The following is a 13,451-nucleotide window of genomic DNA, read 5'->3' on the forward strand; positions in this document are numbered from 1 at the left end:
TGCAAGCTGTTTTTCGTAAGGGGCGGGGGGCTGTGAAAAGGGCAAGTTATTCACATGTTATAAAGGTAATACAAAAGCTGTATTCAGTCAATCATTGCCTGCATTTATTTTGAAATTAATTTTATGCAATCGGGTGATTTTTAAATGCGTGCGTAAGAAGTACACAATTAAAACGGTTTAGCAATACCTATAGCGTTGTGCATTATTTCGGATGATACAGTGCCTTCCCCATTGCTATCCTGTATTTTTTGTACAGCTGCAGTGCTACATTTACTGTCTTTCCTGCAGGGGTGGTGGGGAAGTCTTTCCTGGCGTTTACCCAGGTCCATTCCCATGCACGGATATTCTTGTCGAATGCTTCCGGGTCCGGCTGTACGGTTCCAACCGATGCCTGCAATAGCTGGAAGAATTGTTCCCATCGGGCCTTATAAAAGCCTGAGAGCAGCCCGCTCCATTGCCGGCAGGAGTATTCATGTAAGGGGCTATTGGCATCTCCCCAAAGAGTGATCAGGTCGCGGGCGTTCCTTTCATACAGGTCCTTTTCTGCTGGCGTCGCGCCCCAGTGCCGTGCATCCGCGATCCAGGGGCCCAGGAGAAAGTCCTTACGGGTGGCCAGCAGCTTGTCCATATCGTCTATCAGTTCCAGGAAGGCGCCGCTGTATCGGGCAAGGTCGGCGCTGTTCTTTTCCCGGAAAGCCTGTACCCATTTCTCCTGCAGCGGCCTTGCATAGTTGGCCAGCGTCTGCCGGGTGAGGTCCGCCAGGTCGTATTGGAAGCCGTCGCTATTGTGACAGGCCGGTATGGCCTTCATAAAAAGGTCCCAGGCGCCCAGGAGGTCGGCCGGATCATAATTTAACCTGGTGCGTGTCCAAACGGTAGCAGCCGAAAAGGTGGGCCTTCCCGTTATGATAGATTCCGCCCCGTCCCTTATCTCCTTACCGTTGTATACGGTGCTCCTCAGCTTTCCCCAGCCCGCAATGGCCGCCTTGTCTGCATGTCCATAACGGTTGGTGACATAGGATGTCAGCCATTTTTCCGGGTCGATGGCGTCATCCCGCCAAACATGGGCCGTCATCAGCTCGTACAGTACGGGGTTTTGTTCGATGCCCTCCATGGTAAGGCCAATCCCCTGCATCCGGCCTGAAGCCGTGTCGTGCAAGGCTCCTGCGGGTCCGGCGGCTACGCCGTCCATCCGCCCGAACATACTGATATTGCCGCCAAAATTGTGCAGCATGTTCCAGATCCAGGGCTTGCCATAAAAAGCTTCCGTCCGCCGCCAGACGGGCTCAATCTCCGCCGCCAGATCCAGCAGCAGCATATGCCTGTCCGGGACGGCATCCAACAGTGCCTTGATCTGCGGCGCTTTCCAGAATTTGCGGTCACTGTAGAACAGCCATCCCTGCATGACCCAGGTCGCGGCTGTGTCCGCAGCCTGCATGCCTTCATAAAGCCGCCGGCTCAGGCCGCTCAAATAAGAGGGGTCGTCCGAAGGTGGCTCATTTTCATTGAAGGTGTCGGCGGAATACAGGTGATCGGTGCCAAAGATCCGGGCCTGCGTGATCAAGAATTTTTTACCGATGTCTCCAAAGAGAGGATCCGCCGGGTCCAGAATATAAGTGTCCGAAAATCCATTCTTCCAGTTGGTGGTTTTGACCTTTGCCGAGGGGAAATGTTTGGTAAAGGCGGCAGGGACATGACCGGTGAAAGCAGGAAGTACGGGTTTCATGCCCAGCGCCCGCTCGCGCTGCAGGATCTTCTGTTGCAGGTCCGCATGGCTTTTGATCCAGCTCAGGGGTAGGGGGCCGCCCCAGCCGTCCAGGTTGCCCATCCAGTGCCAGGCGAAGTAGGCAGGGCCGCTGAAAAAATCCTGCAGCTCCTCGTCGGTGAACCCCATTTCCTTATATACGGTATACCAGGTGTACTCTTCCCCTGTGATGGCCAGCGGCGTGTTGATACCATGCAGCGCCATCCAGTCGATCTCCTTCTCCCAGCGCGGCCAGTCCCACCAGCTCATACTGTAATTGAAAGTGCAGTAGTTGAGATAATAGCGGTATTCATAAGGGGTGCGCTTATGCACTTTCGCCGGCACATCAGGCAGCCGCTGGTCCGGGAAGAAATCCAGGTGCGTACCATTCCAGGTGATCTGGAAATGGCAATATTCATTCAGGTAATAATATAGGGCGGAAGCAAGGGCCACACCGTTGTTTCCCCGTAAAACGATCTTGTGTCCGGGACCCTGCTCCACTTCGAAGGCGTCTCTGCCTAAGTCGTCTGCCGCGCCGGGCAATGCTTCGAGTAGAATGTCATTAGCTTGTCCGGCAGGCAGCGTACGCCGTACCAGCTCATCGGTGGCCTTGATAAAGCCCGGCTGGGCGTTGCAAATGAGGGTGGCCGTTAGGGTCGTCGTCAGCAGCAGGAGAATTTTCTTGGACATACAGGAGTAAAGCTAGCGATGATCCGGGGAATAGGACACTTTCGCGCGGGAATATTTACTTATCCGGTTTCGTTATTTCGGCGTCACCTTATATATGTAATGGTAACCGCCTGGCATCCCGCCCGGTTTCGGCGATGGAAGATCGATGTTCAGCTCCGGACCCTTGTCATTGCTTTGCAGGATGCCGATGACCAGGTAGCTGCCATCTGCCGTGATCTGCATGCCATGTCCCTGTCCATCGACGACCTTCCACCAGCGTATGCTTGTCGCTGTCACGGCCTCCTTCAAAAGCTTACGATAGATACCCGTGTAGGCGAAGGGACAGGATGTAGCATAATCTTCCCGCTGACCCGGTGCATCATAAATGACGGAATCGAAACCCGCCGGGAGCATCCATTTCATGCCCGACGGGGGAGGCGGTCTGGAAGCGCTACGATCTGCCGTTGTATCGCGCAATAACGTACTGTCCGTTTCGAGCACTTGCTCTACCTGCATCTCTCCTTTCGCATTGACGGTGTAACTGACATGCAATAGCCATGCAGTCTCGGAAAGGACATAGTCCGCCTTCACTGTCGCCATATCCGAGGAAGTGCTGGTGGAAAATAGCTGCAGCCTTAGCTCATGGGAACTATCCTTCCCGGGATCCGTCCTGAGCCCCGGCGTATCCAGCAGCATATGACCGCCCACAACATAATGCTCGAGCCACCCGGTCTGTTTGTTGAATCGCATATTCAGTTGCGTAGCAGGCGAGCTGATAGTAAAGCTGCCGACTTCATCCGTAAAGACCAGGTCTCCCGCGGGCGCTACCGACAGATCGCCTGCGTACGCCCGGAGGCGGAATTGCTCAGCAGCCATCAGGTTTCCCGCGGACGCTGTCCGCTCAGATTTTTTCAACCGGTAATATACAGTAAGCAACACCTCACCGGGGCTTACCGGCATCCTGACGGGCAGACGGATCACACCGGATCGCCGTGGACCAATGGTCAGCGTTGGCACCTTCCCCTTTTGAACAATGTTTCCATTCAACGATACTTCCCATTCCAATAAAAGGTTGGATAGACTGGCGGCAAGATATTCGTTATATACCCTTATACCCACGCCGGGAGCAGCTTTCACCGAGTCGGCCAACCGGGTGATCACCGGCCCGCAACTTCTATTGTGATCCCATCCGGAGTCCGCTCTGGTCGGCACCTGGGACGACGACAGTAAATGATATAGCAGTAAAACAGCAGTGAATACTGGCTTTTTCATCTATAAGCAGCTTAGGTAGACTAATAATAAGGAAAAAAAATAAATTACGGTAGCTAAAACGATTTAGTTATCTTTACTTTATCGTAACCCCATAAGTAATGAAGAAAGTTTCTATCAGCGACATCGCCCGCAAAGCAGGAGTTTCCGTCTCCACCGTCTCCTTTGTGATGAACGATAAAGCTGTTAAGATGCGCATCAGCCGCGAGGTCATCGAGAAGGTGGAGAATGTCGCCCGTGAAATGGGCTATCGTCCCAACCAGCTTGCCAGGGGGCTGCGCACCGGCAAGACAAAGACCATTGGCCTTATCGTCGAGAACATTTCGAATGCCTTCTTTGCGTCGATGGCGAAGACCATCGAGGACGAGGCTAAAAAATACGATTATAAGGTTGTTTACTGCAGCACTGATAACGACGAGACAAAGGCCCGTGAGTTGATCAGCATGCTGTCCCAGCGGCAGGTGGACGGGTATATTATCACTCCTACGCTTGGTCTGGCAGAGGAGATCCGAAAGCTGCAGGCGGAGAACAAACCTGTCGTCCTGATCGACCGCTATTTCCCCGAACATGAAGAAATACCCTCTGTCCTGGTAGATAACTACGCCGGCGTTACCGAAGGTATGGAATATCTCATTAACAAAGGTTACCGAAAAATTGCACTGGTGACCATCGAAGTGGATATGGCCCATATGCACGACCGCCTCCAGGCTTATTACGACACCCTGAAAAAGCATGACATATCTGTAGATCCCCGCCTGGTCAAGCAGGTGCCTTATGGCTATGTACGGGAAGCCGCGCTGGAAGAGATAGAAGACTTCTTCTCCGGCGATGGAAAAGACTCGGATGCAGTCTTCTTTCTCACCAACTATCTTGGGGTGCTGGGCATCGAGACCACTAAAAAAATGAATATCCGCATCCCGGAAGACAAGGCTATGCTTTGCTTCGACGACAACGATATCTTCCGACTGTATACACCCACCATCTCCGTCATTCGTCAGCCTATTTGCGAGATCGGCCAGCAGGCTATGACGGCCCTGATCGAGCGGCTTCGGCATACAGGTACGGAGGCCTTGCCGGAAAATGCACCGGTGAAGCTTTCCGCAGAGCTGGTCCCCAGGGACTCCATTTAAAAAAATAAAAAGTTACGTAACCGGTTTCGCTCCACAACGTATTATCTTTTTCTCTATTTTCGTTGGATATCTTTCCACCGATTGCTGACGACTGCGACATACGACGAAAAAATGCTCTTCTGCCGTCTGGCGAATGGAGATGAAGATGCCTTCCGGCAATTGTTCCACCATTACAATAAACTGCTGCAGCCTTTTGTGGCGAAATTGACGCGCAGCCCGAACGCGGCTGAGGAGGTGCTGCAGGAGGTCTTCCTCAAAATATGGGCCCATCGGAAAAAACTGGCTGCGGTGGATAATCCCAAAGCGTATATCATTCGCATCGTCTCCAACGAGTCAATGAATTACCTGCAGGCTCAGGCAAAGCATGAGCGTCTGGCAAAAGAGATGCTGCGCATCCCCATTGATGCTGCGCCTTCCCCTGAGCAATCCTTCTTTCACCGGGAGACGGAACAATGTCTGCAACAGGCCGTTGAGCAATTGCCGCTGGCCTGCCGGCAGATATACAGGATGAGCCGCGAACAGTACAAACGTATACCGGAAATAGCTTCCGAGCTCAATCTCTCGCATAGCACTGTTAAGAATCAATTGGTAAAGGCGTTGAAGACCATCCGGCTCCATCTGGGCAATATATTGCCTTCGCTGATCGCCTTCTTTATGTTGCAGCGCTGAACATTATATATTTTTTTTTGTTCCCCATAGTCCTATCTTCCCTGACGCCGGTCTTGAAACCATATGCACACTGACCGGATCACTTATCTGTTACAACAATACCTGAGCAACAGGCTCACGCCGGACGAGACGGAAGAATGGGGCCGCATCCTGGAGGACGACCTCACCGGGCAAGTACGCCAGGCGCTGGAAGGCCGCATCCTGCAGGAACAGGACGTTCCTGCGTACCAGGAAGCTGAATGGGACCCCCTCTTCGAAAAGATCCTGGCCGGGACCCGCCCGGTAAGGCGGATGCGGCAGATGAGAAGAAACTGGCTGATGGCCGCTGCTGCGCTGGTGCTCCTGTCCATCGCTGCCTGGCTGATCACGGGCAGCCTCCGGGGCAGCCCCCAGCTGGCAGCGCCTACGCCCGCAAAACAAACGCCTCCCCAGGACATTATCCCGGGGAGCAATAAAGCCACGCTCACGCTGGCAGACAACACTTCGATCAGCCTGGACGATGCAAAGGACGGCGTGTTGGGACAGCAGGGCAATACGAAGCTGATCAAACGGAAAGACGGGCAGCTGAGCTATCAAACAGCTGCAAGCTACAAGCAGCGAGCTACAAGCGAGCCTGTATATAACCTGCTCACCACTCCCCGTGGCGGCCAGTATCAGCTGATCCTGCCCGATGGCAGTAAGGTTTGGCTGAATGCCGCCAGCCGGCTGAAATATCCCACCAGCTTCAGCGGAAAAGAAAGGGTGGTGGAGCTGCAGGGAGAGGCTTACTTCGAGATAGCCCACAACCCTTCCATGCCATTTAAGGTATTCCTTCCACAGGCAAAAGGGGCCATGCCTTCCCATGTGGAGGTCCTGGGTACGCATTTCAACATAAAAGCCTATCCTGATGAGCCGGCCATCCATACCACGCTGCTGGAAGGCTCGGTAAAGGTGCATAAAGGCAATGCCGCTTCCCTGCTCCGGCCCGGACAGCAAGCCCGCTGGAATGACAATATGGATATCAGCGTGGCGGCGGCCGATATAGAGGAAGTGATAGCATGGAAAAATGGCCTGTTCAAATTCGACGAAGCCACCATCGGCGATGTCATGCGGCAGCTGGCCCGTTGGTATGACGTGGAAGTGGTTTATGTCAATGGCGTTCCAAGCGACCTCTTCCAGGGGGAGATCTACCGCAACGTAAATGTTTCCAAGGTGTTGAAAGTACTGGAAGCCAGCGGCGTCCACTTCACAGTAGAAGGTAAGAAAATATTGGTAAGAGCTTAATAAAACAAAGCCAAATGGATAAAGCACCCTAATCAGAGCGGGTATGGCCCAAAAAAAACCAGGAGCGCTTGAGACCGCTCCCGGTGAAAGTCCGGGCTAATACTGAACGACATCCTGTTAACGATTATCGAAAGTTGTAAACCCAAACACTGCAAATCTATGCAAATGGATCGTCATGTAAAAGCCCTCCTTTTAAAGTGGCTTTTGCAAACCAAAACGAATGCAGCCGTCGCTTCATGGACGGCCGGCAAGCTTAGTTCGAAAAGAAAAATTTTTCTTGCCATGAGAATGACCGCTTTTCTGCTTACAGTAGCCTGCTTGCAGCTTAGCGCCGGAACTTACTCCCAAAAGGTGAGCCTCTCGGTCAAAAAGCAATCGCTGGAGCAGGTCTTCAGGGAGATAAAGTCGCAGACGGGCTATGTCTTCTGGTATAAGCTCGATATGCTGAAACAGGCTAAGAAAGTCACCATCAGCGTGGTTTACCAGGATCTTCCCAAAGTCCTGGATGAGATCTTTAAGGATCAGCCATTGACTTACGAGATAGTGGATAAAACCATTGCCATAAAGTTAAAAGAGCCTGCGGGCCCGGTGACGGAAATCGCCGCCCCCCCTCCGGTGACGGTTACCGGAAAGGTCACCGATGAGAAGGGAAATCCCTTATCCGGCGTTTCCATACAGGTGAAAGGGGCAAAAGGCGGCGCTCAGACGGGAGCAGACGGGACATTCACCATCTCCGGCATCAGGGAAGATGCGGTGCTGGTGTTCAGCTACATCGGGTACCAGGCGCAGCAGCTGCCCGTGAGCGGGCACACTACGATGAATATCGTTCTCCACGCAGAAACACAGAGCCTGGGGGATATGGTAGTGGTGGGATATGGCCGCGCCACCCGGAAGAATCTTTCCAGCGCCGTCACCACAGTGAAGCCCGAAGATCTGAATAAGGGCGCCATCACCGATGTCGGACAATTGCTGCAGGGTAAAGTCCCGGGGTTGAACATCACGGCCAATGGGGATCCCAATACGCCTGCTGCGGTGATCCTGCGGGGCACTTCCACCCTCAACAGCAATCAGACCCCCTTTTATGTCATCGATGGTGTTCCGGGGACCGATATTTCCCTTATTGCACCGGATGATATTGCTTCGATAGACATTTTAAAGGATGCCGCAGCCACTGCCATTTATGGTAACCGTGCTGCGTCCGGTGTGATCATCGTGACGACCCGGAAAGGCAAGATGGGGCAGTCGCAGGTGAGCTACAGCGGATATGTAGGCGCCGAAAAAGTAGCCAGCCGGCTGAAAGTAATGACCGGAGACCAGCTGCGCGCCTATATGACGAAGAATGGTTCAGCCTTATTGCCTACCGATGATAAAGGCGCCAATACCGACTGGCAGAAGGCCATCCAGAGGAGCACGGCAATATCTCATAATCACAACATTTCATTCAGCGGTGGAGGTGAGCACGGTAGTTATATTGCCAGCCTGAACTATGCTTATAAGGAGGGGATCCTGCAGAATAGCTCGCTGGAGCGTGTCATTGCCCGACTGGCAGTGGAGCAGTATGCCCTAAACGATAAAATAAAATTCGGGGTGAATATTACCAATTCCAACAGCAATGCTAACGATATCCCGTACCGCAATACCGTTCTGCTGCAGGCTGCCCACTATCTGCCGACCTCCCCGGTGAAGAATCCTGATGGATCTTATTTCGAGAACTTTACCAACCAGAATTATTACAATCCCGTCGCCATGATGAACCATGGCCAGCTGAACACCAAGTACAATAACCTGGTGGGTAATTTCACCACCCAGGTGAAGCTGCCGTTGGGGTTCACCTATGACGTCAGCCTGGCATACATGAACCTGTCGACGTTAGTTGGACAGTACCTGGACAAGTACTTTACGAACAATTACACGAATATGTACGACAATCCCAACCCTGCCCTGAATTTCCATTCCCAGCAGACCTTCGGGAAGAACGGGCAGGCGACAAGGCAATCGTACACCAATACCAGCAAGATCCTGGAGACCTATCTTACCTGGAACAGGAAGTTCGGTTATCACAACGTGAATGCCGTGGTGGGTTATTCCTGGCAGAACAATGTGCTGGGTAACGGCTTCCAGGCTACTACTTTCAATTTTGCAGTGGACAACACCAGCTTTAACAACCTGGCTCTCAGCAATCCTTATGCTTATTCCTCTCCCCAGATAAGCTTCGGCTCGGATACTTATCAGCAGACCCGGCTCATCTCGGATTTTGCACGGGTGAATTATAATTACAAGGACAAGTATCTGCTGCAGGGATCTATCAGAAGGGATGGCAGCTCAGTCTTCGGCACCAATAAGCAATGGGGGTATTTCCCTTCTGTCGGTGCGGCATGGAGGCTGATGGAAGAGAACTTTCTGAAAGGGCAAAGCACATTCAGCGACCTGAAGCTAAGGGCCAGCTATGGTGTAGCGGGGAATTCCAGCGGATTCAGCGCTTATACGGCTCAGTTCATTCAGGGGAACGTAGGGTCCTATTATAGCCAGGGTGCTACCAGCGCTGCCTATGGACCACTGCAGACCCAGAATCCTAATCTGCAATGGGAGAAGACGGCTACGACCGACATCGGTGTGGATTTTGGCATTGCGCATGGGAAGGTCGCCGGGTCTTTGGACGTGTATAATAAAAACACGACCAATATGATCTGGTTTTACACGGTAGATCGTATTCTCGTGCCTACCGGCAGCATTACAGCAAATGGAGGCAGCATGAATAACAAGGGCATTGAGCTGATGCTCACGGCATCCATCGTGGACAGAGGAGATTTCACCTGGACCAGCACGCTGAACCTCGCTCATAACACCAATAAGATCACAAGCATGGTAAATCCTTATTTTGCCGGTGGAGACTCAGTGGGATCTGCGAAACCGGAAGGCGGCGGGAGGTCAGGCAGCAGCCTGGAACTGGTGAAAGCCGGGTATCCGCTGGGCCAATTCTATACCCTGCAGTGGGCAGGGAGACAGACGGCGGGTGACACTTCCCAGTTTGTGGCCCGTGATGGCAAGACACTTACCACCGCCCCTGTCATTGGCACGGACTATCATTACTTCGGGAATGCACAGCCAAAGCTGCTGCTGGGCTGGTCGAATACTTTCCGTCTGCGGAATTGGGACTTCGCCTTTTTCGTAAGGGCTGTGTTCGGGAACAAGATTTTCAATGCGACCCGTGCCGACCTGTTCAGTCCTGCTCTTGCGCAATTTGGGAATATTTCGCCCGATGCCATGAATGAACCCATCAAGGACATCAATGATTATAATTATTCCAATCGTTTTATAGAAAGCGGCACCTACCTGCGATTCGACAATGCTACCCTCGCGTATAATTTCAAAAACCTCAGTCAGTATATCAAGAAGCTAAGGGTATATGGTTCGGTGAACAACCTGTTTGTGATCACGGGCTATAAAGGCATCGATCCGGAGGTGAACCAGGGCGGCATAGCGCCGGGGGTGGATTATAACAATTTCTATCCCAAGACCCGCACCTTCCTGGTGGGAGCCAGCGTGACCTTTTAACCCAGAATAAAACGAATACTGTTATGAAAAAGATACTATTAAAATATACAACCCTCCCTGTACTGCTTATGGCTATACTGGGGTCCTGTCATAAGCTGAATGTACCGATCACCACCGAATTGACCCCGGATGTATATCCCCATGATTCGGCATCCTTTATTTCCGCCAGCGGTCCTGCTTATGTGGCTTTACGCGGGAATTATGCAGTGGAGTATTTTTTCCAGCAGACCTTGAGTACGGATGAAGCCATTCTTACTACCCATGGAGGCAACTGGTATGACGGCGGTCAAAATGTTCAGATGCATTATCATACTTATACGCCGGACAACGGATATATCACTGGTAACTGGGGATGGATGAGCGCCATCATCGGGGCTGCCAACCAGACCATTTCCATTCTGGGCAAGGCAATGCCCGAAGGCGCCTCCAAGAGTCAGGCATTGGCCGAAATGAAGCTGGTAAGGGACTTCGCTTATTTCATGATGATGGACAATTACGGCGGTGTGCCTATCGATACGGTCTATGGAGATTTCGCTCCGAAGGCAAAGTCCGACCGGGCTACGGTATTCAATTTTATCGAAAGCGATATAAAGGCTGCCATACCCAGCCTCAGCGCAACGGCGGACGTGTCCACCTATGGCCGGCCGACCAAGTGGATGGCCTATGCCCTGCTGGCCAAGATGTACCTGAATGCGGAGGTCTACACAGGCAGCAAGCGTAATGATGATTGTATCGCCGCGTGTGACCAGGTGATCAATTCGGGGCTGTTCTCCCTTCAGCCCATGAACAGCTATCTGAAGATGTTCTATCCGAACAATGGTCCACAGATACCGGAATTCATATTTGCAATTCCCTATGATCCCAATTTCGACAACGGCAACTGGGGTTTCAGGGGCGTAAATATCCATTCACGGTATGATGTGCCCCGCAGCATGGGCAAGGTGTCGGCAGGCGCAGGGTATAATTTTTTCAGTATCCCTTTTACCCCCAGTGCCCCTGTAAGCACAATCCCTTCCTTTTACAGGCACTTTTATGATGCGGGAGATGTCAGGAACGGGCAATGGCTCCATGGTTTGCAATATCAGCCGGATGGTGTGACCCCTATCACAATCTCGACCACTCTTGCTGGATACGATGCCATCGCCCATCCGAACGACAATACGCCGTATACGTATCAGCTGAACCTGGATTCGAACGTAGTATTGCGTGCCAGCGCGAGCACCCTCGATGTAGGTAATGACGAAGTGGGCTGGAACATGGGATACCGCTGTATCAAATTCTATCCGGATGCCACTTCCTCTTCGAGGAACCAAAACAATGATATTCCCGTGTTCCGGTATACGGATATTCTCATGATGAAGGCGGAGGCCATCTATCGCGGAGGAACGGCCACAGGAGGGACCGATGCGTTGACACTGATAAACCAGGTGAGGGCACAGCGCACTACTTCTCCCGCCTGGGCGAACCTTACCCTGGACTCCATCTATAATGAACGTAGCCGGGAGTTCACGCAGGAGAACTGGCATAGGAATGACATGATCCGGTTTGGCAAATACGAAGGCAGTTGGGGCTTCAAGACGGATGCCGACGTGAAACATCGTGTATTTCCCATACCCAACTCGGCGCTGCAGCTCAACCCGAAGCTGAAGCAAAACGACGGGTATTGAAAACGCTGCTATTTCCCGGTGTGTAGAGAGAATATTGGAAAACGATACTACGCATGAAAAACCTAGTGTTCATTGTTACTTGTACATTGGTGGCGGGTTCCTGTTTCGCACAGGCCCGCTCCTTTTTTAATGTACTCTCTTACGGAGCCAGGGCGGATGGCCGCACCATGAACACCAGGGCCATTCAGAAGGCCATCGACGCGGCCTCCGACCATGGTGGCGGCATGGTGCTCGTGCCTGCAGGCAGGTGGGTTACAGGAGTCCTGCGCCTTCGGTCAAACGTCGATCTGCGCCTGGCGGAGAATGCCGTTCTCCTGGGCAGCGCCCGGCGGATGGACTATGGTCCCGGGTCCGCCTCCGCCCTTATCGTCGCCGACAGCCAGCAGAACATCGCCATCACGGGTAGAGGCACCATCGACGGGCAGGGGCCGCTGCTGATAAAGGATATTTACAGGATGCTGGAAGCAGGCACCTTGCAGGACGAGGAATGGAAGACCTACAACCCCTGGCACCAGATGAGACCCGAAGAAAGGAACAGGCCCAAGCTCATCGAGATCCGGCATTGCCAGGGAGTAGTCGTAAAAGGCATTACGATCAGGGATGGGCTTTGCTGGATACAGAATTATAAAAGCTGCTCCGATATCACGATCGACAGTATCCAGGTCATCAGCAATGTCATGTGGAACAATGACGGCATCGATCTTGTGGATTGCCGAAAAGTGCGGGTGACCCACTCCTTTATTAACGCGGATGACGACGGTATCTGTCTCAAATCGGAGGATGCGCAGGGCCGCTGTGAGGATATTTATATCGCGGATTGTACCATTCGTTCCAGCGCCAGCGCTTTAAAGCTGGGGACAGTCTCTCACGGAGCTTTCTCCAACATCCGGGTCAGGGACCTCAAGATCTATGACACCTACCGTTCCGCCATTGCACTGGAGACCGTGGATGGCGCCACCCTGGAAGATATCGATATCCGTAATATAACAGCCACCAATACGGGCAATGCCATCTTTCTGCGACTGGGACGACGCAACCGGCGGGCGCCCGCAGGGAAACTACGAAGGGTCTACATCGGAAATGTCCATGTGGAAGTGCCCGCGGGCAAACCCGACAAGGGATATGAGATGGAAGGCCCTCCTGTGGATGAGCCGCACAACATTTTTCCTGCTTCTATTACAGGTCTTCCGGATCACCCGGTGGAGGACGTTACATTGGAGGACATTACCGTCATTTATCCTGGCGGAGCGTCAAAAGACACCGCTTACCGCTGCCCCGATTCGCTCTATCTCGTGCCGGAGCGGGAAGAGGCTTATCCCGAATTCTCCATGTTCGGGGAATTGCCGGCGTCGGGTCTGTTCGTACGGCACGCAAAAGGCCTGCGCTTTAAGAAAGTGCGTTTTATTTACAAACGGGAGGATTTCCGGCCGGCCTTTGTTCTCGACGATGTATCAGGCCTGGTGATTGAGCGCAATTGACGTTTGG

The 13,451-nt window shown here is 52.7% G+C and carries 8 protein-coding genes; 6 read left to right on the forward strand and 2 right to left on the reverse strand.

What is annotated here, in order from left to right; all coding sequences use genetic code 11:
- Positions 1-202: 202 nt before the first annotated feature.
- Together Q4E93_RS10155 and Q4E93_RS10160 are read right to left on the reverse strand one after the other, a co-directional pair.
- Positions 203-2,434 (reverse strand): alpha-N-acetylglucosaminidase, encoded by a 2,232-nt coding sequence (locus tag Q4E93_RS10155; protein ID WP_303584836.1) that lies wholly within the window; start codon positions 2,432-2,434, stop codon positions 203-205.
- A gap of 72 nt (positions 2,435-2,506) precedes the next feature.
- Positions 2,507-3,685, reverse strand: coding sequence for a beta-galactosidase domain 4-containing protein (locus Q4E93_RS10160; protein WP_303584837.1), 1,179 nt, complete (start codon positions 3,683-3,685; stop codon positions 2,507-2,509).
- 98 nt (positions 3,686-3,783) lie between these two features.
- On the opposite strand from Q4E93_RS10160, the gene Q4E93_RS10165 reads away from it, so the two are divergent.
- The 6 genes from Q4E93_RS10165 (at position 3,784) to Q4E93_RS10190 (ending at position 13,444) form a co-directional block, all read left to right on the forward strand.
- Complete coding sequence (locus Q4E93_RS10165) at positions 3,784-4,812, forward strand: LacI family DNA-binding transcriptional regulator (RefSeq protein ID WP_303584838.1); 1,029 nt, start codon at positions 3,784-3,786, stop codon at positions 4,810-4,812.
- A 111-nt stretch (positions 4,813-4,923) separates the two neighbouring features.
- On the forward strand, positions 4,924-5,481 hold the full coding sequence (locus Q4E93_RS10170) for an RNA polymerase sigma-70 factor (protein ID WP_303584839.1): 558 nt from the start codon (positions 4,924-4,926) through the stop codon (positions 5,479-5,481).
- A 63-nt stretch (positions 5,482-5,544) separates the two neighbouring features.
- Positions 5,545-6,744 (forward strand): FecR domain-containing protein, encoded by a 1,200-nt coding sequence (locus tag Q4E93_RS10175; RefSeq protein WP_303584840.1) that lies wholly within the window; start codon positions 5,545-5,547, stop codon positions 6,742-6,744.
- Between the two features lie 282 nt (positions 6,745-7,026).
- Positions 7,027-10,299 (forward strand): SusC/RagA family TonB-linked outer membrane protein, encoded by a 3,273-nt coding sequence (locus tag Q4E93_RS10180; RefSeq protein WP_303584841.1) that lies wholly within the window; start codon positions 7,027-7,029, stop codon positions 10,297-10,299.
- 23 nt (positions 10,300-10,322) lie between these two features.
- Positions 10,323-11,966: a RagB/SusD family nutrient uptake outer membrane protein gene (locus tag Q4E93_RS10185; protein ID WP_303584842.1), complete on the forward strand. Its 1,644-nt coding sequence runs from the start codon at positions 10,323-10,325 to the stop codon at positions 11,964-11,966.
- A 53-nt stretch (positions 11,967-12,019) separates the two neighbouring features.
- The gene (locus Q4E93_RS10190) at positions 12,020-13,444 is read left to right on the forward strand and encodes a glycoside hydrolase family 28 protein (RefSeq protein ID WP_303584843.1); all 1,425 of its coding nucleotides are present in this window, start codon (positions 12,020-12,022) and stop codon (positions 13,442-13,444) included.
- The last annotated feature ends 7 nt before the right edge of the window (positions 13,445-13,451 follow it).

The organism is Flavitalea plasmicola, from assembly GCF_030546645.1.
Classification (GTDB): domain Bacteria; phylum Bacteroidota; class Bacteroidia; order Chitinophagales; family Chitinophagaceae; genus Puia.

Excerpts from the sequence above, each read along its gene's own strand:
- Q4E93_RS10185 (WP_303584842.1), top strand. The coding sequence starts at position 10,323 with ATGAAAAAGATACTATTAAAATATACAACCCTCCCTGTACTGCTTATG.
- Q4E93_RS10165 (WP_303584838.1), top strand. The coding sequence starts at position 3,784 with ATGAAGAAAGTTTCTATCAGCGACATCGCCCGCAAAGCAGGAGTTTCC.
- Q4E93_RS10155 (WP_303584836.1), bottom strand. The coding sequence starts at position 2,434 with ATGTCCAAGAAAATTCTCCTGCTGCTGACGACGACCCTAACGGCCACC.
- Q4E93_RS10160 (WP_303584837.1), bottom strand. The coding sequence starts at position 3,685 with ATGAAAAAGCCAGTATTCACTGCTGTTTTACTGCTATATCATTTACTG.
- Q4E93_RS10170 (WP_303584839.1), top strand. The coding sequence starts at position 4,924 with ATGCTCTTCTGCCGTCTGGCGAATGGAGATGAAGATGCCTTCCGGCAA.
- Q4E93_RS10175 (WP_303584840.1), top strand. The coding sequence starts at position 5,545 with ATGCACACTGACCGGATCACTTATCTGTTACAACAATACCTGAGCAAC.
- Q4E93_RS10190 (WP_303584843.1), top strand. The coding sequence starts at position 12,020 with ATGAAAAACCTAGTGTTCATTGTTACTTGTACATTGGTGGCGGGTTCC.
- Q4E93_RS10180 (WP_303584841.1), top strand. The coding sequence starts at position 7,027 with ATGAGAATGACCGCTTTTCTGCTTACAGTAGCCTGCTTGCAGCTTAGC.